Source organism: Microbacterium sp. SL75 (assembly GCF_026625865.1).
GTDB lineage: Bacteria > Actinomycetota > Actinomycetes > Actinomycetales > Microbacteriaceae > Microbacterium.
Genome location: NZ_CP113067.1, coordinates 3,191,174 through 3,209,987, shown reverse-complemented (window position 1 = coordinate 3,209,987; position 18,814 = coordinate 3,191,174). Strand labels below are relative to the sequence as shown.

General features: G+C 69.3%; 19 protein-coding genes. 5 read left to right on the top strand and 14 right to left on the bottom strand.

What is annotated here, in order from left to right:
* From OVA17_RS15365 to OVA17_RS15355, 3 genes are all read right to left on the bottom strand, one after another.
* Positions 1-435 carry a hypothetical protein gene (locus tag OVA17_RS15365; protein ID WP_267787335.1) on the bottom strand — a complete coding sequence of 145 codons (435 nt, stop codon included), beginning with the start codon at positions 433-435 and terminating at the stop codon, positions 1-3.
* Between the two features lie 154 nt (positions 436-589).
* Positions 590-1,219 carry a 30S ribosomal protein S4 gene (gene rpsD / locus OVA17_RS15360; RefSeq protein ID WP_056231683.1) on the bottom strand — a complete coding sequence of 210 codons (630 nt, stop codon included), beginning with the start codon at positions 1,217-1,219 and terminating at the stop codon, positions 590-592.
* Between the two features lie 186 nt (positions 1,220-1,405).
* Positions 1,406-2,818 carry a replication-associated recombination protein A gene (locus tag OVA17_RS15355; RefSeq protein WP_267787334.1) on the bottom strand — a complete coding sequence of 471 codons (1,413 nt, stop codon included), beginning with the start codon at positions 2,816-2,818 and terminating at the stop codon, positions 1,406-1,408.
* Between the two features lie 81 nt (positions 2,819-2,899).
* On the opposite strand from OVA17_RS15355, the gene OVA17_RS15350 reads away from it, so the two are divergent.
* From OVA17_RS15350 to OVA17_RS15340, 3 genes are all read left to right on the top strand, one after another.
* Positions 2,900-3,217: a dioxygenase gene (locus tag OVA17_RS15350; protein ID WP_267787333.1), complete on the top strand. Its 318-nt coding sequence runs from the start codon at positions 2,900-2,902 to the stop codon at positions 3,215-3,217.
* Positions 3,218-3,349: 132 nt separating this feature from the next.
* Positions 3,350-4,975: a DUF349 domain-containing protein gene (locus OVA17_RS15345; protein WP_324289901.1), complete on the top strand. Its 1,626-nt coding sequence runs from the start codon at positions 3,350-3,352 to the stop codon at positions 4,973-4,975.
* Between the two features lie 64 nt (positions 4,976-5,039).
* Complete coding sequence (locus OVA17_RS15340) at positions 5,040-5,582, top strand: hypothetical protein (protein WP_267787332.1); 543 nt, start codon at positions 5,040-5,042, stop codon at positions 5,580-5,582.
* A gap of 8 nt (positions 5,583-5,590) precedes the next feature.
* Here the strand turns inward: OVA17_RS15340 and OVA17_RS15335 are convergent, their stop codons facing one another.
* The 10 genes from OVA17_RS15335 to pdxS form a co-directional block, all read right to left on the bottom strand.
* Positions 5,591-7,840: a RelA/SpoT family protein gene (locus OVA17_RS15335; RefSeq protein WP_267787331.1), complete on the bottom strand. Its 2,250-nt coding sequence runs from the start codon at positions 7,838-7,840 to the stop codon at positions 5,591-5,593.
* A 100-nt stretch (positions 7,841-7,940) separates the two neighbouring features.
* Positions 7,941-8,927, bottom strand: coding sequence for a protein translocase subunit SecF (gene secF, locus OVA17_RS15330; protein WP_210075118.1), 987 nt, complete (start codon positions 8,925-8,927; stop codon positions 7,941-7,943).
* Positions 8,927-10,636 carry a protein translocase subunit SecD gene (gene secD / locus OVA17_RS15325; RefSeq protein WP_210075115.1) on the bottom strand — a complete coding sequence of 570 codons (1,710 nt, stop codon included), beginning with the start codon at positions 10,634-10,636 and terminating at the stop codon, positions 8,927-8,929. The genes secF and secD overlap by 1 nt, the downstream gene beginning before the upstream one ends.
* 47 nt (positions 10,637-10,683) lie before the next feature.
* Positions 10,684-11,127, bottom strand: a complete 444-nt coding sequence (locus tag OVA17_RS15320; protein ID WP_210075113.1) for a preprotein translocase subunit YajC — start codon at positions 11,125-11,127, stop codon at positions 10,684-10,686.
* 80 nt (positions 11,128-11,207) lie between these two features.
* On the bottom strand, positions 11,208-12,254 hold the full coding sequence (gene ruvB, locus OVA17_RS15315; protein ID WP_056231660.1) for a Holliday junction branch migration DNA helicase RuvB: 1,047 nt from the start codon (positions 12,252-12,254) through the stop codon (positions 11,208-11,210).
* On the bottom strand, positions 12,247-12,867 hold the full coding sequence (gene ruvA, locus OVA17_RS15310) for a Holliday junction branch migration protein RuvA (protein ID WP_210075109.1): 621 nt from the start codon (positions 12,865-12,867) through the stop codon (positions 12,247-12,249). The genes ruvB and ruvA overlap by 8 nt, the downstream gene beginning before the upstream one ends.
* A 9-nt stretch (positions 12,868-12,876) precedes the next feature.
* On the bottom strand, positions 12,877-13,479 hold the full coding sequence (gene ruvC / locus OVA17_RS15305) for a crossover junction endodeoxyribonuclease RuvC (RefSeq protein ID WP_267787330.1): 603 nt from the start codon (positions 13,477-13,479) through the stop codon (positions 12,877-12,879).
* Positions 13,480-13,527: 48 nt separating this feature from the next.
* Positions 13,528-14,286 (bottom strand): YebC/PmpR family DNA-binding transcriptional regulator, encoded by a 759-nt coding sequence (locus OVA17_RS15300; protein ID WP_210075105.1) that lies wholly within the window; start codon positions 14,284-14,286, stop codon positions 13,528-13,530.
* Between the two features lie 10 nt (positions 14,287-14,296).
* Entirely contained in the window at positions 14,297-14,914 is a 618-nt protein-coding gene (gene pdxT, locus OVA17_RS15295; RefSeq protein ID WP_267787329.1) for a pyridoxal 5'-phosphate synthase glutaminase subunit PdxT, read from the bottom strand.
* On the bottom strand, positions 14,904-15,788 hold the full coding sequence (pdxS, locus tag OVA17_RS15290; protein WP_210075101.1) for a pyridoxal 5'-phosphate synthase lyase subunit PdxS: 885 nt from the start codon (positions 15,786-15,788) through the stop codon (positions 14,904-14,906). Before pdxS ends, pdxT begins: the two co-directional genes overlap by 11 nt.
* A 116-nt stretch (positions 15,789-15,904) precedes the next feature.
* Here pdxS and OVA17_RS15285 point away from each other — a divergent pair, with 116 nt between their 5' ends.
* On the top strand, positions 15,905-17,245 hold the full coding sequence (locus tag OVA17_RS15285; RefSeq protein ID WP_267787328.1) for an aminotransferase class I/II-fold pyridoxal phosphate-dependent enzyme: 1,341 nt from the start codon (positions 15,905-15,907) through the stop codon (positions 17,243-17,245).
* The gene (gene pdxY / locus OVA17_RS15280; RefSeq protein ID WP_210075097.1) at positions 17,242-18,093 is read left to right on the top strand and encodes a pyridoxal kinase PdxY; all 852 of its coding nucleotides are present in this window, start codon (positions 17,242-17,244) and stop codon (positions 18,091-18,093) included. The genes OVA17_RS15285 and pdxY overlap by 4 nt, the downstream gene beginning before the upstream one ends.
* Positions 18,094-18,099: 6 nt before the next feature.
* Here pdxY and OVA17_RS15275 read toward each other — a convergent pair whose 3' ends face one another.
* On the bottom strand, positions 18,100-18,705 hold the full coding sequence (locus OVA17_RS15275) for a hypothetical protein (protein WP_267787327.1): 606 nt from the start codon (positions 18,703-18,705) through the stop codon (positions 18,100-18,102).
* Positions 18,706-18,814 lie beyond the last annotated feature (109 nt).

Genomic DNA, 18,814 nt, shown 5'->3' with positions numbered 1-18,814 from the left:
TCAGTCGGAGGGGGAAACGGCCTTCTCGGCGGCGCGGGCGGCGTCGTCGACGGCGTCGGCGGACTTCTCGACCGCCGAGGACGCGACGCTCTTCGCGTCGTCGATGATCTCGGAGAGGCGGGTCTCCTGCGCGTGGTAGGCGTCGCTCATACGGTCGGTGAACTCGCCGATGCGGGAGTCGAGCTGCGCGAGCACCTCCTGCCCGCGGGGGTCCTTGTTGACGAGGTGGGCGGCGACGAAACCGCCGACGATGCCCAACGCGAACCAGACGAGGCTTCTCACGATCACCACTTCTTCCTCGATACGACGCCGCGGTCGCGGCATTCCCCCATCGTAGGCGAGGGCCCCCGCGGAGCGCGCGCCCGCCGGTCGGATGCCGCGGACTCGGCCGCCGAGGTCGCCACCGGCTCGTGCGGCGGCGCGAGGCTCGAACACGCGCACGCTCCTCGGCGAGTCCCGCCGCGACGCGGGCAGTCTCAGGCCGCTCCCCGGAAGTCGGGGCGGGATCGGCGGTGGGTCGCGCGCAAGCGCGACCCGAGAACCAGAAAGGGCGCCGGGAGAACCCGGCGCCCTTCTGTGCTCGCTGAGGTCAGCGGGCGGCGTAGTACTCGACGACGAGCTGCACGTCACACGTGACGGGCACCTCGGCGCGCTTGGGGCGACGAACGAGCTTCGCCTGCAGCGTCGAGAGGTCGACCTCGAGGTAGCCCGGAACGGGGGGCAGCACTTCGGCGTGCCCACCGGCGGCGGCGACCTGGAAGGGCTCGAGACCCTCGCTCTTGGTCTTGACGTGGATCAGCTGACCCGGCTTCACGCGGAACGACGGGCGGTCCACGAGCTGGCCGTCGACCATGATGTGGCGGTGCACGACGAGCTGGCGAGCCTGCGCGGTGGTGCGGGCGAAGCCCGAACGCACGACGAGGGCGTCCAGACGCATCTCGAGCAGCTCGACCAGGTTCTCACCGGTCAGGCCGTCGGTGCGGCGGGCCTCGTTGAACGCGATGCGCAGCTGCTTCTCGCGGATGCCGTACTGCTCGCGCAGACGCTGCTTCTCGCGGAGACGGACGGCGTAGTCGCTGTCGGCCTTGCGCTTGGTGCGACCGTGCTCGCCGGGAGCGTAGGGACGCTTCTCGAGGTAGCGGGCGGCCTTGGGGGTGAGTGCGACGCCGAGGGCGCGCGACAGACGCACCTTGCGGCGGTCCTGAGACTTCGTGGTCACGAAGTTCTCCTTCCGATGACGTGGCCGCGCCTTTCACGGCTCACGGGCGTATCGCCCCCTTCCGCCCGATCCGAAGCGCACGCCGGGGCGCACCGGAAGGTGATCACAGGAAGGAGGGGATGCCCGAAAACCCTGTTTCGAGCCGGTTCATGCTATCAGAGCCACCCACGCGTGCCCTCTGCACGCTCACTTCCCGTCGAGGATGCGTCGGATCTTCTCCAGGCGCGCGGAGACGTCGCGCTCGGTGCCGTGATTCGTGGGCTCGTAGTAGCGCTTGCCTCGGAGTTCGTCGGGCAGGTACTGCTGCGCCACGATGCCGATCTCGCTGTCGTGCGCGTACTTGTACCCCTTGCCGTGTCCCAGGCGCTTGGCGCCCGGGTAGTGCGCGTCGCGGAGGTGCATCGGCACGCGTCCGAAACCACCGGCGCGTACGTCGGCGATCGCGGCATTGATGGCGTTGTAGGCGGCGTTCGACTTGGCGGTCGTCGCGAGGTACACCGTCGCTTCGGCGAGGGGGATGCGGCCCTCGGGCATACCGATGAAGGCGACGGCGTCCGCCGCCGCGACGGCGATCTGCAGCGCCTGCGGATCGGCCATGCCGATGTCTTCCGCGGCGGAGATCACCAGGCGCCGCGCGATGAAACGGGGGTCCTCCCCCGCCTCGATCATCCGCGCGAGGTAGTGGATCGCGGCATCCGGATCCGAACCTCGCACCGACTTGATGAAGGCGCTGATCACGTCGTAGTGCTCGTCGCCCTGGCGGTCGTAACGCAGCAGAGCGCGGTCCACGGCCTGGGCGATGTGGTCGGCGGTGATCACGGGGAGCTCTCCCCCGTCGTCGACGAACGGTCCCGGATCCTGCTCGTCGTCATCGTCTTCATCGTCGTCTCCGCCGGATGCCGACGCGGGGGCAACGCCGTCGTCGCCCGCGACCGAGGCCGCGGCTTCGAGGGCGGTGAGAGCGCGACGGGCGTCTCCGGATGCCAGACGGACCAGGGCGGCGCGAGCGGCGTCCTTGAGCACGACGCGGCCGGCCAGACCGCGCGGGTCGGCCACGGCTCGGTCCACGAGGGCGCCCAGGTCGTCGTCGCCGAGGGGACGGAGGGTGAGCAGGAGAGAACGCGACAGCAACGGCGAGATGACCGAGAACGAGGGGTTCTCGGTGGTCGCGGCGATGAGCACCACCCACCCGTTCTCGACCCCCGGCAGCAGGGCGTCCTGCTGGGCCTTCGTGAAGCGGTGGATCTCGTCGAGGAAGAGGATCGTGGACTGCCCGTAGAGGTCGCGCTGCGTGAGCGCTTCTTGCATGACCTCGCGCACGTCTTTCACACCCGCCGTGATCGCTGAGAGCTCGACGAAGCGGCGCCCCGACGACCGCGCGATCGCCTGGGCGAGCGTGGTCTTGCCCGTTCCGGGCGGGCCCCACAGGATCACCGAGGCGGCGGTGACGGATGCCGAGGAGTCGGTCGTCGCGAGCGTGACCAGCGGGGACCCGGGCCGCAGCAGATGCCCCTGGCCGGCGACCTCGTCGAGGCTCACGGGGCGCATGCGCACCGCGAGCGGTGTCTGGCCCTGGAAGAGCGCGGAAGATGGGGTCACCACACCAGGCTAACCGCGGCCTCCGACACCGTGTCCGCGAGCGGCGAACCCGGTCGCCGGACGGCTCTTTGTAGGATCGACGTGCCCGGACGGGCGGAGGAGGTCGATGTGGCGGCGCGCGGAAAAGACCGGCAGGCGCGAGAGCAGCGCGAGCGTGCTCGCGCGTATCAGGCGCGGCTCGAGCTCCACGAGCGTCAGGGGCGACGCCGCACACGCGACAACCTCATCGGTCTCGTGGTCGGGCTCGTCCTGATCGCCGGCGCGGTCGGCGCACAGACCGCCTACTTCGTCGCGGGCCCGGGCGCACCGGACCCGGCACCCTCGTCGACCGATACCCCCGCGACGCCCGCCCCGACGGAGGTCCCCGCTCCCGTGCCGTCGGAGTCGACCACTCCTTGACCTCTCGCGCCGTGCGGTGGGAACGGCCGCGTTGCGATCGGCAGGGCTCGATCCTGTAACCCCGGGGTCGCGCGTACTAGGCTCGGAGGGTCCTTCTCCCCCAGGCGGTTCTGCCGCGATGAGGTGCTACCCGTGACTTCCGTCCCCACTCCCGAGACCTCCGACCCGCGCGACGACGAGAACGCCGTCGAGGTCGATCCCACTGCCACGACCTCGGTCGAGGCGGAGACCGATGCATCTTCGGCCCCGAGCGCCTCCTCCGACGAGGCCGCCGCGCCCGTCGAGGAGCACGAAGCTCCCGCGGGTGAGGTGCCGATCGCAGAGCAGTCGTCGGATGCCGCTGAGCCGGCGTCTACCGCCGATGCTCCCTCCGGCGATGACGCGATCGACGACGGTGCGACCGCCGAGGTCGAGGCCTCCTCCGACGCGGCTGAGGCGCCCAGCACCCCGTCCGCGCCCGCGCAGCCCGCCACTCCGCGGCCCGGCGCGCGCATCCCCGGACCGCCTCCGGGAAAGACCGCGTCCACTTCGACCGCGCAGCCGTGGGGTCGCGTCGACGAAGAGGGCACCGTCTCGGTCCGCGAGGGTGAGGACTGGCGCGTCGTGGGGCAGTACCCCGACGGCACGCCCGCGGAAGCTCTCGCTTACTATCAGCGCAAGTTCTCGGATCTCGCCGGCGAGGTCACCCTGCTCGAGACGCGTCATCGTCGCGGTGGGGCGTCGGCATCCGACCTCCGTTCGACGGCGAAGACCCTTCGCGGCAAGCTCGACGGTGCGGCCGCGGTGGGCGATCTCGCGGCCCTGATCGCTCGCGTGGATGCCCTCACCTCTGAGCTCGCCGAGGCGAGCGAGACCGAGGCCGTCGCCGCCAAGCAGGCCACTGAAGAGGCTGTGCGCGAGCGGACCGCGATCGTCGAAGAGGCCGAGGCCCTCGCCGCTCGTGACCCGCAGACGGTGCAGTGGAAGCAGATGACCGCCGAGATGACGGCTCTGTTCGACCGGTGGCAGGCTCACCAGCAGAACGGCCCCCGTCTGTCGAAGTCGACCGCTCAGCAGCTCTGGCGCCGCTTCCGCGACGCCCGCGCCACGGTCGACCGTCACCGCCGCGAGTTCTTCTCTTCGCTCGACGAGGTCCACAAGTCCGCCCGCGAGGCGAAGACGCGTCTCGTCGAGCGCGCCGAGGCCCTCGCGCCGCGTGGCGAGGACGGCATCGGGGCATACCGCGACCTGCTCGACGCGTGGAAGGCCTCGGGCCGCGCCGGCCGCAAGGTCGACGACGCGCTCTGGGCTCGTTTCAAGGCTGCGGGAGATGCCCTCTACGGAGCGCGCATCGAGCGTGAGTCCGCCGACGCCGAGGCCTCGAAGGAGAAGATCGAGCAGAAGCGTGCCCTGCTCGAGAAGGCCGCACCCATCGTCGACGAGAAGAACCTCGCGAGCGCCCGCCAGAAGCTCACCGCCATCCAGCGCGAGTGGGACGAGATCGGCCGGATCTTCCCCCGCGACAAGGAGCGTGTCCTCGACGACGAGCTCCGCAAGATCGAGCAGAGTGTGCGCACCCGCGAGGACGCCGACTGGAAGCGGAACGACCCCGAGCAGAAGGCGCGTGCCAACGACATGACGCGCCAGCTGACCGACGCGATCGACAAGCTCGAGGCCGAACTCGCCGAGGCCGAGTCGCGCGGCGACAAGCGCGCCGCGGCTCAGGCATCGGAGGCTCTCGAAGCGCGCCGCACCTGGCTCCGCGCCCTCGGCGGCTGATCGGTTCTCCACAGGTCGACGGTTCCGACCGTCACGGGCGACACCGCCCCGTCACACTGACGGGATGGTGTCGCCCTTTCTGTTCTTCCCCGGGGAGCGTCTCGCGTTGAGCGAACTGAGCGCTGCGTGTCTCGACGGGCTGCTGGTGCCCCTCGGCGAGGGGTTCATGCCCGCCGACGCGGTCGAGACGGCGTGGATGCGCGCCCGTAGCCTGCTGCCCCTTCTCGGGGAGCGATGGGCGGGAGTGCGCCTGACCGCCGCGTGGGTGCACGGAGGGATTCCGACCGAGCCGACGCGACATCACCTTCAGCGGGTCGTGACGAGGCGGACACGGGCCCATGACGGGACCCGTGCGGTGTATCACGACGTGCGCCTGCCACCGGCAGATACGACGTCGCTCGCCGGCGTACACCTCAGCACACCGGGACGCACGCTGGCCGACCTCGCCCGCTCCGACGACGAGCATCAGCGCGCTGCGGCGGTCGCGTGGGCGGCGTCCGATCCGCGAGCGAGAAGCGATGCGCGAGCGTGGCTCGATCGGCATCCGACCTTCCCCTACGGACGGAGAGGGATCGCGCTGCTCGCGACCGCGGACTCGGAACGCTGATGCGGCGGCTAGGAGGAGGTCACGCGGTAGACGTCGTAGACGGCGTCGATGCGTCGTACGGCGTTGAGCACGCGGTCGAGGTGCACGGTGTCACCCATCTCGAACACGAACTTGCTGAGCGCCAGACGGTCGTTCGTGGTCGACACGGTGGCCGACAGGATGTTGACGTGATGCTCGCTCAGCACACGGGTCACATCGCTCAGGAGCCCCGAGCGGTCGAGGGCCTCGACCTGGATCTGTACGAGGAAGACGCTCTTCGTGGTGGGTGCCCACTCCACGTCGATCAGTCGGTCGGGCTCTTCCTTCAGCGCCTTGACGTTGGTGCAGTCGCCGCGGTGAACCGAGACGCCGCTCCCCCGCGTGACGAAACCGACGATCTCGTCTCCCGGCACCGGCGTACAGCACTTGGCGAGCTTGACGAGGATGTCGGGGGCACCGCGCACGAGCACGCCCGAATCGCCACCGCGCGGGGCACGGCTGCGACCGACGGGGATGTCGATGGGCCCGGTGTTGGTCTCTTCGACGTTGACGAGCGCCGTGACCTTCTCGATCACGGACTGCGTCGAGACGTGGCCCTCGCCGACGGCGGCGTACAGGGCGGAGACGTCTTCGTAGTGGAAGAGGCGAGCGACCTCGGTGAACGAGTCCTGGTTCATCAGCCGCTGCAGTGGCAGGTTCTGCCGGCGCATGGCACGGGCGATGGAGTCCTTGCCCTGTTCGATGGCTTCTTCGCGACGTTCCTTGGTGAACCACCCGCGGATCTTGTTGCGCGCGCGGGTGCTCTTGACGAAGCCGAGCCAGTCCTGGCTTGGACCCGCGTCGGGGTTCTTGGAGGTGAAGACCTCGACGACGTCACCGCTCTGCAGCGTCGATTCGAGCGGCACCAGGCGTCCGTTGACCTTGGCCCCCATGGTGCGGTGGCCGATCTCGGTGTGCACGGCGTACGCGAAGTCGACCGGGGTCGCGCCGGTCGGCAGGCCGACCACACGGCCCTTCGGCGTGAAGACGTAGACCTCTTTCGCGCCGATTTCGAAGCGCAGCGAGTCGAGGAACTCCCCCGGGTCGGCGGTCTCGGCCTGCCAGTCCGAGATGTGCGCGATCCAGGCCATGTCGGCGTCGACGGCCTTGGCGTCGGCTTTGCCGCCCGCCATCCGCTCCTTGTACTTCCAGTGCGCGGCGACACCGAATTCCGCCTGCTGGTGCATCTCGTGCGTGCGGATCTGGATCTCGACCGTGCGTCCGCCCGGGCCGATCACCGTGGTGTGCAGCGACTGGTACAGGTTGAATTTCGGCGTGGCGATGTAGTCCTTGAATCGCCCGGGCAGGGGCGTCCACCGCGCGTGGATGGCGCCGAGCACCGCGTAGCAGTCGCGGACGGTGCCGACGAGGATGCGAATACCGATGAGGTCGTAGATGTCGTCGAACTCGCGACCTCGAACGACCATCTTCTGGTACACGGAGTAGAGCTGCTTCGGGCGTCCCATCACGCGGCCGCGGACGCGCAGTTCGCGCAGATCGGCGTCGACGGCGTCGATGACGTTCTGGACGTACTGCTCGCGCTGCGGCGTACGCTGCTTGACCAGGCTGTCGATCTCGGCGTAGAGCTTGGGATGCATCACCGCGAAAGAGAGGTCTTCGAGCTCGCTCTTGATCGCCTGGATACCGAGGCGGTGCGCGAGGGGCGCGTAGATCTCGAGAGTCTCGGTGGCCTTCTTCGCGGCCTTGTGCGGGGGCACGAAGCCCCAGGTCCGGGCGTTGTGCAGGCGATCGGCGAGCTTGATGAGCAGGACGCGGATGTCTTTCGACATCGCCACGATCATCTTCCGCACGGTCTCTGCCTGCGCGCTGTCGCCGTACTTGACCTTGTCGAGCTTGGTCACGCCGTCGACGAGCATCGCGACCTCGTCGCCGAAGTCGGCGGCGAGCTCGTCGAGGGGGTATCCCGTGTCTTCGACGGTGTCGTGCAGCAGAGCGGCGGCGATGGCCTTCGGTCCCAAGCCGAGTTCGGCGAGGATCTGCGCGACGGCGAGCGGGTGCGTGATGTACGGCTCGCCACTCTGGCGCTTCTGCCCGTCGTGCGCCTTGTCGGCGACGGCATAGGCCCGCTCGATGATCGCGAGGTCACCCTTGGGGTGGTGCGTACGCACCGTGCGCAACAGCTTGTCGACGTCGTCGCGGCGAGCGGCGCGCGAGAAGATGCGCGGGACCAGACGCCGGAGCGAAGACGGCGGCGGCGCGGAGGAAGTGGTCTCAGCCATGTGCCACCCCTTCCTTACGGCCAGTCGATCAAGTCTATGCCTCGAGACAGGAGTCCAAGGCGGGGTCCGCGGGTGAGACCCCGGGGGCGGGGCCCCGGCCTCAGGCCGGGACACCCGCCTTCTCGCGAGCCGCCACGACACGTGCGTCGCGCTGAGCGATCGGCTTCTCCTTCTCGCGCAGCAGGGCGTACATCGGGACGGCGACGAAGAGCGTCGAATACGCGGCGACGATCGTGCCGACGAAGATCGACAGCGAGATGTCGCTGAGTGTGCGCGCGCCGAGCGGCACACCGATGAAGAGGATCGCGCCGACGGGCAGGATCGCGACCACCGTGGTGTTGATCGATCGGATCAGCGTCTGGTTGGCGGCGAGGTTGACCGACTCCGCGAACGTGCGACCGGAGATCTCGCCGTCGTCCCTGGTGTTCTCTCTCACCTTGTCGAAGACGACGGTGGTGTCGTAGAGGGCGTAGGAGAGGATGGTCAAGAAGCCGATGACGGCGGCCGGCGAGATCTCGAAGCCGAAGACGGCGTAGACACCGATCGTGATGACGAGCACGTCGACGAGACCGATGATCGCGGCGACCGACATCTTCCACGTGCGGAAGTAGAGCGCCAGGATCAGGAAGGTCAGCGCGAGGAAGATCGACAGACCCCAGAGCGACTGTCGGGTGACGTCGTTGCCCCAGGTGGGTCCGATGAACGAGTTCGTGATCTCCGAGGCGGGAACGTCGTATGCCGTCGCGAGGGCGGCCGAGACCGCCTGCGTCTGGTCGTTGTCCAGCTGGTCGGTCTGCACGCGCACGGACTGATCGCTGATCGTGGTGACGCGCGTCGCGGCATCCGGGACGACCGAGGTCACGGCCTGCGTGGCCAGGGCCTGGTCGAACGTCGACGGGTTGGACACCGTGAACTGCGAGCCGCCGGTGAACTCGATCGAGAACTGCACGGGGCGGAACAGCGGAACGAGGGCCGCGCCGATCACGAGGACCGCGGCGATGATGAACCACAGGCGACGACGCTGCACGAAGGGGAAGGACGTCTTCCCCGAGTAGAGGTCGTTACCGAGCTGCGACATGGAGCGCATCAGTCGTCTCCCTCCTTCGTGGAGCGGCTATCACCGCGGCTGGCGGCCGCCAGTTCGGCCTGCTTGCGTTCGGCGATCGTCTGCCGACGCTGCGCCTCGCCGCGGGACTTCTTCACCCGACCGGCGTCGACCACGGGAGCCCGGAACTGCGCGCGACCGCGGTACACGGCGCCGAGGGCGTTGGGGTCCATCCCCGAGAGGGGGTGACCCGAGCCGAAGAACCGGGTGCGAGCGAGCAACTGCATCACGGGGTGCGTGAACAGGATGAAGATCAAGATGTCGATCGCGGTCGTGAGGCCGAGCGTGAACGCGAAGCCCTTCACCGTGGCATCCGCGAGGATGTACAGCACGACGGCCGCGAGGATGTTGATCGACTTCGAGATGTAGATCGTGCGCTTGGCGCGCGACCAGCCGTCTTCGACGGCAGCGGTGATCGACTTGCCGTCGCGCAATTCGTCTCTGATTCTCTCGAAGTAGACGATGAACGAGTCGGCGGTGAAGCCGATCGTCACGATCAGACCGGCGACACCCGCGAGCGAGAGGCGGAAGCCCGCTCGCCACGCCAGGACGCACAGCGCGAGATACGTCAGCACCGCCATCACGCCGAGCGAGGCGATGATGACCGTGCCGAGCGCGCGGTAGACGATGAGCGAGTAGATCGCGACGAGACCGAGTCCGATCAGACCGGCGATGAAACCGACCTGCAACTGCTGCGAACCGAGCGTCGCCGACACGGTGTCGGAGCTGACCACCTGGAAGCTCAGCGGCAGGGCGCCGTACTTCAGCTGGTCGGCGAGGGCCTTCGACGACTCCTGCGTGAACGAGCCGGTGATGCTGGGGCGACCGTCGACGATGATGCCGTTCATGGACGGTGCCGACAGCACGGAGCCGTCGAGCACGAACGCGAACTGGTTCAGCGGCGGCTGGGCTCCGTAGAGGCGCTGGCTGATCTCGGCGAACTTCTGCGTGCCCTGGTCGTTGAAGACGAGGTTGACGGCCCACTGGCCGGTGTTCTGCTCCTGGCCGTTGGTGGCGTTGGAGATGTCGGTGCCGTCGAGCTCGACGGGGCCGAGGATGTACTTCTGCCCGTCGTTCGTGCCGCACGTGATCATCGGCTGATCCGCCGGAGCCTGGGCGGGATTGCTCGGCGGGTTCGCGCAGTCGTACGCGAGGAACTGCGCCTGCAGAGCCGGGGTGATGTAGGCCGGGTCGCTGGCATTGGTCGGCGAGGCGGTCGGCGTCGACGGCAGGCTCGGGTCGGGCGTCGGGTACGGCGTGGAGACACCGTCCTGACCCACGAACGAGGTCGCCGGCGAGCCGCTGAACAGCACCGGGCGCAACTGCAGCTGGGCCGAGCTCTGGATGCGCTGGCGCGTGGCCTCATCGGCCTGGCCGGGGATCTGCACGACGATGTTGCGGCCACCCTCGGTGGCGACGTCGGCCTCACCCACGCCCGAGGCGTCGACGCGCTGGCGGATGATCGTGACGGCCTGTGCCAGCTGTTCGCTGTCGGGCGCGGCGCCGTCGGTGGTCTGGGCTTGCAGGATGATCTGCGTGCCGCCCTGGAGGTCGAGCGCGAGCTCGGGGGTCCAGGAACTGGCGTTGAAGACGTACACGCCCAGCGCGTTGATGCCGAAGAGCACGCCGGTGATGGCGAGCAATCCGGTCAAAACGCGCCAGGCGTGACGGACAGGAGTCGAGGGCGCCACGGAGTCGGCTTTCTGTGCGGCGGTGAACGAAACGGCGGGAGGGGCGATCAGACCGCGGGGCGGTCCTTGTCGTCGCGCTCTGCGTCGGCGGCGTGCTGGCGGGCGGCGCGCTGGTCGTCGCTGATCGAGGTGATGTCGCCGTCGGCGACACCGGCGACGTACTCGGCCTCGGTCTCTTCGGCTTCGATGTACTCGTCTTCGGTCACCGTGCCCGCGGCGGGGTCGACGATGCGCAGGATCGCCTGGCTGTGCACCTTGATGACGACGCCGGGGGCGATCTCGACGTGCGCGGGCTTGTCAAGGTCTTCGGCGTCGTACTCGACGATGGTGCCGTAGAGGCCGCCCTGCAGCAGCACCTCGGCGCCGGGGACCGTCTCGCGAGCCTTCTGCTCGAGCTCGGCCTTCTGCTTCTTCATGCGCCGGCGGGAGCTCAGGAACATGAAGACGAGCAGTCCGGCGAACAGGATGAGCAGGAGGAAACTGGAGTCCATGGAGGCGGTGCACCTTTCAGATCAGGCGCGCCGTGCGGCACTGCCTAGCGTGGGTCGGGGAATCCCCCGCCGAGTATAGGTCATGACCCCTGGCTGAACCGGAGCATGCCGTCGGGATGGGGTGCTCCGAGGTGGTCGTACGCCTCGGGAGTTGCCACACGGCCGCGCGGGGTCCGCCCCATGAATCCGATGCGCACGAGGTACGGCTCGACGACCGACTCGATGGTCTCCGGCTCTTCTCCCACGGCCACGGCCAGGGTGCTGAGCCCCACCGGTCCCCCGCGGAATCGGCGCACGAGGGCGTCGAGGACGGCCCGGTCGAGACGGTCGAGCCCGATGGCATCCACATCGTAGAGATCGAGGGCGGCGCCGACCGTGCGCACGTCGGCGTGACCCTCGTCGGTACCGGTCGACGGGCCGTTCACGACCAGGTAATCCCGGACACGCCGCAGCAGGCGGTTGGCGATACGGGGAGTTCCTCGCGAACGGCGGGCGATCTCGGAGCGCGCGGTGCCCGGCAGGCCGACATCGAGCATGGATGCCGAGCGTGAGACGACCCGCTCCAGCTCTTCCGGCTCGTAGTACTCGAGGTGGGCGGTGAAGCCGAAGCGGTCGCGCAGCGGGTTGGGCAGCAGGCCCGCGCGTGTCGTGGCGCCCACGAGGGTGAAGGGAGCGAGGTCGAGGGGGATGCTGGTCGCGCCCGCGCCCTTTCCCACCATGATGTCGATGCGGAAGTCCTCCATCGCGAGATAGAGCATCTCTTCCGCCGAGCGCGCCATGCGGTGGATCTCGTCGATGAAGAGCACCTCCCCCGGCGTGAGCGACGACAGCAGGGCGGCGAGGTCGCCCGCGTGCTGGATCGCGGGGCCGCTCGACAGGCGCAGCGGCCGACCGCTCTCGTGGGCCACGATCATTGCGAGGGTGGTCTTGCCGAGCCCCGGAGGACCCGAGAGCAGGATGTGATCGGGCGAGCGCTGCTGGATCCGGGCGGCGTCGAGCAGCAGCTGCAACTGGCCGCGCACCTTCTGCTGACCGACGAACTCGGCGAGCGAGGTGGGGCGCAGGGCGCCTTCGATAGCGAGTTCGACCTCGTCGTCGGGCGTTCCGGCGTCGCGGACGTCAGCCACTCACGCTCTCCTTCCGGGCGGGACCCAGCAGCGCGAGAGTGAGGCGGAGGAGCGACTGGACCGAGGCGCGGTCGGCCTCGGAGGCGGATTCGGCGACGGATGCCACGGCCTCGGCCGCGGTTCGTTCCGTCCAGCCCAGGCCCACGAGCGCCTGCGTGACCTGCGCGGGAATCTGTCCGTGCGGCGAGGCGGCGGCGGGAGCCGCGGACGGCGCGACCTGCAGCTTGCCGGCCAGCTGCACGACGATGAGCTTCGCGGTCTTGGGGCCGATGCCCGAGACGCGGCGGAACGGTGCGTCGTCGTCGTCGGCCACGGCCTGGGCGATCTGCGGCACGGTCAGCGACGACAGCACGCCGAGGGCGGACTTCGGGCCGACGCCGGTGACGCTGATCAGTTGCGTGAAGACGGTGAGTTCTTCACGGGCCTCGAACCCGTAGAGCGACAGCGCGTCCTCGCGCACGATGAGGTTGGTGTGCAGGTGGACGTCGTCGCCGACGTGCACCGTGCGTGCCAGCTGGGCGGTCACCGCGACGGAGAAGCCGACACCTCCCACCACGATGACCAGCGAGTCGTCGGCGACGTGAGCCGCCGTACCGTGCAGCGAGGAGATCATCGGACCAGCTTACGCGCCCGTTCGTACATGTGTTCGAGCGACACGCGTCGGCGGGGTGCGCTTCTTCTCGGCATCCCGCCAGGCTTTCTGCGCGGGTGTCAGAGTGTCGTCGCCCGACGCTCCGGCGGCTCCCCCGCGCCAGGCGTGGCACAGGGCGATGGCCAGGGCATCGGCGGCATCCGCGGGCTGCGGAAGGGAGTCGAGACGCAGCACCCGCGCCACCATCGTCTGCACCTGCAGCTTGTCGGCGGAGCCGTAGCCGGTGATCGCGGCCTTGACCTCGCTGGGCGTGTGGGTCGCGGCGGCGAGCCCGTGTTCGGCGGCGAGCAGCAACGCGATGCCGCTGGCTTGGGCGGTGCCCATCACCGAGTGCAGGTTGTTCTGGGCGAAGACGCGCTCGACGGCGACGACGTGCGGCTGGTGTCGGACAAGCACCTCGCGGATGCCGGCGGCGATCGCCGCGAGGCGCTTCTCGATCGGATCCGTCGGTGCAGACCGCGCGACGCCCACGTGCACGAGGGAGGCCGTGCGGTTCGGCGAGACGTCGACGACGCCGAGGCCGCAGCGGGTCAGTCCGGGGTCGATGCCGAGGACGCGGAGGGAACGAGACACGGCCCCCACGCTAAGCGCCGGGGGCCGTGCCGAGGAGAGGGCGCGCCCTTACTCGTCGTTCTCGAGCTCGGCCTGGACCTCGGCCGTCATGTCAAAGTTGGTGTACACGTTCTGCACGTCGTCGCTGTCTTCCAGAGCGTCGATGAGGCGGAACACCTTGCGGGCGGTGTCGGCGTCGACCTCGACCTTGAGGGAGGGGACGAACTCGACGTCGGCGGAGTCGTACTCGATGCCGGCATCCTGCAGAGCGCTGCGCACCGACACGAGGTCGGAGGCCTCGGTGATGACGCCGAAGCCCTCGCCGTGCGGCTCGACCTCTTCGGCTCCGGCCTCGAGGACCGCGAGCATGACGTCGTCTTCGGTGGTGCCCTCGGAGGGGACCACGATGACGCCCTTGCGGCTGAAGTTGTAGGCGACGCTGCCCGGGTCGGCGAGGGTGCCGCCGTTACGGCTGAGGGCTGTGCGCACCTCGGCTGCGGCGCGGTTCTTGTTGTCGGTCAGACACTCGATGAGGAAGGCCACCCCGTTGGGTCCGTAGCCCTCGTACATGATCGAGGTGTACTCGACGGCTTCGCCGCCGATACCGGCACCGCGCTTGATCGCGCGGTCGATGTTGTCTTTGGGGACCGAGGTCTTCTTGGCCTTGAGCACGGCGTCGAAGAGGGTGGGGTTGCCCTGGAGGTCGGCTCCACCGAGCTTCGCGGCGACCTCGATGTTCTTGATGAGCTTGGCCCACGACTTGGCGCGGCGGGAGTCGATGACCGCCTTCTTGTGCTTGGTCGTGGCCCATTTGGAGTGTCCGGACATGGCTTCCAGTCTAGAGCGCGGGCGCGCGCGTGCTGTATCGGGTGGACACGTGGTCCAGGAATCGGCGGTGGAAGCGCGTCTCCCCCGTCGATTCGGGGTGGAACGCGGTGCCCAGCAGTGCGCCCTGTTCGATCGCCACGACACGTCCATCGGGAAGGGATGCCAGGGGCTCGGCATCCGGTCCCCACTCGACGACCGCGGGCGCACGGATGAAGACGGCGTGCACCGGCGGATCACCCAGGACGGGGACATCGAGGTCCGTCTCGAACGAGGCGGTCTGGCTGCCGAAGACGTTGCGGGCGACGCGCGCGTCGATTCCGCCGAAGGTCCGCTGGCCGGTGATGGCGCCGTCGATGCGGTCGGCGAGCAGGATGAGTCCCGCGCACGTGCCGTACATCGGCATCCCGGCCGCGATCGCCTCGCGGATGGGGTCGAAGAGGCCGAAGGCGCGCGCGAGCTTATCGATGACGCTCGACTCGCCGCCGGGAAGGACGAGGCCTTCCACGGCGGCGAGCTCCTCGGGCCGGCGCACGGGGCGTGCGTCGGCGCCGAGGGCGGTCAGGACCGCGAGATGCTCTCGCACGTCTCCCTGGAGTGCGAGAACGCCGACGCGGGGTTTACCAGCCACGCTCGGCGAGGCGGTGCGGGGCGGGGAGGTCGGCGACGTTGATGCCGACCATCGCCTCACCGAGTCCGCGCGAGGCCTCGGCCACGATCTTGGGGTCGTCGTGGAAGGTCGTGGCCTTCACGATGGCCGCCGCGCGCTGGGCGGGGTTGCCCGACTTGAAGATGCCCGAGCCCACGAAGACGCCGTCGGCGCCGAGCTGCATCATCATCGCAGCGTCCGCGGGAGTGGCCACGCCCCCGGCCGTGAACAGCACGACGGGCAGCTCGCCGGTCTCGGCGATCTCGGCCACCAGGTCGTAGGGTGCCTGCAGCTCCTTGGCGGCGACGTACAGCTCGTCCTTGGTCTTGGCGCGCAGGGCGTTGATCTCGCCGCGGATGGTGCGGATGTGCTTGGTGGCCTCGGACACGTCGCCGGTGCCGGCCTCGCCCTTCGAGCGGATCATCGCCGCGCCCTCGGTGATGCGGCGCAGCGCCTCGCCCAGGTTGGTCGCCCCGCACACGAACGGCACGGTGAAGTCGTACTTGTCGATGTGGTTGACGTAGTCGGCGGGCGAGAGCACCTCGGATTCGTCGATGTAGTCGACGCCGAGCTCCTGAAGGATTTGCGCCTCGACGAAGTGGCCGATGCGGGCCTTGGCCATGACCGGGATCGACACCGAAGCGATGATGTCGTCGATCAGGTCGGGGTCGCTCATGCGCGCCACGCCGCCCTGGGCGCGGATGTCGGCGGGCACACGCTCGAGCGCCATGACGGCTACGGCGCCGGCGTCCTCGGCGATGCGCGCCTGGTCAGCGGTGACGACGTCCATGATGACGCCGCCCTTGAGCATCTCGGCGAGTCCGCGCTTGACGCGGGAGGTTCCGGTGTCGGTCATGTCCACTCCGTTCGGCGCCCGGGGGCGCGAGATGCGCGCTTCGGGGCGCGTCTAATTGGCTTAGGCCAAACCGTAGCATGGCGCAGGACATAGGCTGGTCTCGACTCAGGGGGGCTATGACCATCGACATGACCGGCCGATCGGCATCCGGCATCGCCGCCGACCTGCGCGAGCGGATCGAGCGGGGCGAGCTCTCACCGGGGACGCTCCTCCCATCGGTGCGGGCCGTCGCCGCCGACCTCGGCGTGAACCGGAACACGGTCGTCGCGGCCTACCGCCAGCTTGCGCAGGCGGGGCTCGTCGAGGCGCGAGGCCGCGGCGGCACGCGTGTCGCCGACCGTACCGCCGTCGCTCAGGAGGGCTACACGCCCGATACCGTCCTGCGCGACGTGGGTACCGGTAACCCCGACCCCGCGCTCATTCCCGACCCCACCGCGGCCCTGGCGCGCTCGACGCGCCCGGTGCTCTACGGGGAGCCGGTCATCGACCCGGGCTTGGAGGCCTGGGCCCGCGGCTGGATGGCCGACCAGCTGCCCCATGACGATCTGCTGATCACCGTCACCAGCGGCGCGAGCGACGCGATCGAGCGCCTCCTCGCGCAGGCCCTGCAGCGTGACGACGCCGTGGCGCTGGAGGACCCGTGCTTCTTGTCTGCGCTGCACACGGTCCGCACCGGCGGGTATCGCGCGGTGCCGGTGGCGGTGGATGCCGAGGGCATGACCGTCGAGGGACTGCGCGCAGCCCTGGAGGCCGGCGTTCGCGCCGTGATCTGTACGCCCCGTGCGCACAACCCCACGGGGGCGAGCCTGAGCGCCGAGCGCGCCGCGGCCCTGCGGGAGGTGCTCGCGGAGCACCCCTACGTGCTGGTGATCGAGGACGACCACTTCTCGCTCTTGTCGCGTGCTCCCCTGCACTCGGTCATCGGTCCCTCGCAACGCCGGTGGGCGCGCATCCGGTCGATGTCGAAGTTCCTCGGGCCCGACACGTGCCTCGCGGTCACGGCATCCGATCCCGACACGGCCGATGGTCTCGCCGTCCGTCTCACACCGGGCACGACGTGGGTGAGCCACATCCTGCAGCGCATGACCCTCGCCCTCGTGACCGACGATTCCGTTCGAGCCGACATCGAGGCGGCCGCCGAGCACTACGCCGCGCGCAACGCCGCGTTCGCGGCAGCCCTCACCGAACGGGGACTGCCGGTGGCTCCGGGCGACGGCCTCAACCTCTGGGTGCCGCTGCCGGTTCCGGCCGCGTCCGTCCGCGAGGAGCTCATGCACCGCGGCTGGCTGGTACGCGAGGGGGATCCGTTCTTCCTCTCCCCCGACCACGCCGGCGCCTTCTTGCGCCTGACGGTGCACGACCTCGACGAGGCCTCGGCCGCCGCCCTCGCCGACGACCTCGCCGTCGCCGCGGGCGCACTCCGTCCAGGCGTCCGAGGTGGGAGGATCGAGGCATGAAGGTTCTCTCGATCCAGTCGGCCGTCGCGTTCGGGCACGTCGGCAATTCCGCCGCTGTCTTCCCCCTCCAGCGCATCGGCGTCGAGGTCCTGCCCGTCTACACGGTCAACTTCTCCAATCACACCGGCTACGGTGCCTGGCGCGGACCCCTCATCTCTCCCGCCGACGTCGCCGACGTGCTCACCGGTATCGAGGAGCGCGGCGTTTTCCCCGAGATCGACGTGGTCCTCTCGGGTTACCAGGGCGGCGAGGGCATCGCCGACGTCATCATCGACGTCGTCGAGCGGGTCAAGAGGGCGAATCCGGATGCCGTCTACGCCTGCGACCCCGTCATGGGCAACGCCAAGTCGGGCTGCTTCGTGGCGCCCGCGATTCCCGAACTCCTACGCGAGCGAGTCGTGCCGGTGGCCGACATCCTGACGCCGAACCAGTTCGAACTCGGATTCCTCACCGGCACCGAGCCCGACGGCATCGACTCGACCCTCGCCTCGGCCGACCTCGTGCGCGAGCGGGGTCCGCGGACGATCCTCGTCACGAGCGTGGAACGCCCCGACCGAGAGGCCGACACCATCGAGATGATGGTCGTCGACGACGCCGGCGCGTGGATCGTGCAGACGCCTCTCATCCCCATGAAGGCCAACGGCTCCGGAGATGTGACGGCGGCGCTCTTCACCGCCCACTACCGCCGCAGCGGCGACGCGGCCGACGCCCTGGCGCGCACGGCGTCGAGTGTCTTCGATCTGCTCTCGAACACCTTCGAATCCGGATCGCGCGAACTGCGACTCATCGAGTCGCAGGAGGCCTACGCGAACCCCCGTCTGCAGTTCGCCGTCCGCCAGGTGCGCTGACGCGGCTCAGCCGCCGTACACCTCTCGATACGCGGCGACCCAAGCGTCGCCGTCGGCGGGGCACATGAAGGTCGCGCCGAAGACCATGACGCTCGCGATGGGCTTCTCGGCCTGTGTGCGCGCGGCGCCCTGGAGGTCGCTCGGGATGAGTTGGGCGAACAGCGGGGAGGTCGCGACGTGTGTGTTCATGGTCGAGGCATCGACCTGATGGCGATTGAGGATCGCCGTCTCGCACGCGTCTCCGGCGAGGGCCAGTGCCAGGCTCTCGTCGGCCGACGTCCAGGCCGAACCCTGCTGCTCGACGTATGCCCGCTGCTCGGCGATGAATTCTTTCTGGGCGAGCGTGACCGCGACCAGCGGTGAACCGTCCATCGGAAGCTGCTGCTCGCGGAAGTACTCCTCCCGCTCCGCGAAGACGTCGGACACGTCGTCGGGATCGGCGGTGGTCGACTCCTCGGGCACCGGACTCTGCGCGCCGTCGGGAGCGGAGGTCGGCCGCCCCGCGGCGCCGTCGGGCCCGAGCGGGCTCGGCAGCGGGATGCAGGCTGTCGTCCCGAGGAGGACGGCGGCGAGCGTGAGGGAAAGAACCAGATGGCGAGTCCGAGAGCTCATGCCGTGACGCTATCGGGAACGCTCTCGTCGCGGACGGGGGTTGTGCATAACCCCGGTTTGCTCGATACGTGGTCGCTCGAGGTTCTGGGAGCGCTCTCGTCCGACGCGT

What these genes read in the sequence shown, in the direction of transcription:
- OVA17_RS15285 (WP_267787328.1), top strand. Translation starts at nt 15,905, where the DNA reads ATGACCATCGACATGACCGGCCGATCGGCATCCGGCATCGCCGCCGAC.
- ruvA (WP_210075109.1), bottom strand. Translation starts at nt 12,867, where the DNA reads ATGATCTCCTCGCTGCACGGTACGGCGGCTCACGTCGCCGACGACTCG.
- OVA17_RS15300 (WP_210075105.1), bottom strand. Translation starts at nt 14,286, where the DNA reads ATGTCCGGACACTCCAAATGGGCCACGACCAAGCACAAGAAGGCGGTC.
- pdxY (WP_210075097.1), top strand. Translation starts at nt 17,242, where the DNA reads ATGAAGGTTCTCTCGATCCAGTCGGCCGTCGCGTTCGGGCACGTCGGC.
- OVA17_RS15275 (WP_267787327.1), bottom strand. Translation starts at nt 18,705, where the DNA reads ATGAGCTCTCGGACTCGCCATCTGGTTCTTTCCCTCACGCTCGCCGCC.
- OVA17_RS15335 (WP_267787331.1), bottom strand. Translation starts at nt 7,840, where the DNA reads ATGGCTGAGACCACTTCCTCCGCGCCGCCGCCGTCTTCGCTCCGGCGT.
- OVA17_RS15340 (WP_267787332.1), top strand. Translation starts at nt 5,040, where the DNA reads ATGGTGTCGCCCTTTCTGTTCTTCCCCGGGGAGCGTCTCGCGTTGAGC.
- OVA17_RS15320 (WP_210075113.1), bottom strand. Translation starts at nt 11,127, where the DNA reads ATGGACTCCAGTTTCCTCCTGCTCATCCTGTTCGCCGGACTGCTCGTC.
- pdxS (WP_210075101.1), bottom strand. Translation starts at nt 15,788, where the DNA reads ATGACCGACACCGGAACCTCCCGCGTCAAGCGCGGACTCGCCGAGATG.
- secF (WP_210075118.1), bottom strand. Translation starts at nt 8,927, where the DNA reads ATGCGCTCCATGTCGCAGCTCGGTAACGACCTCTACTCGGGGAAGACG.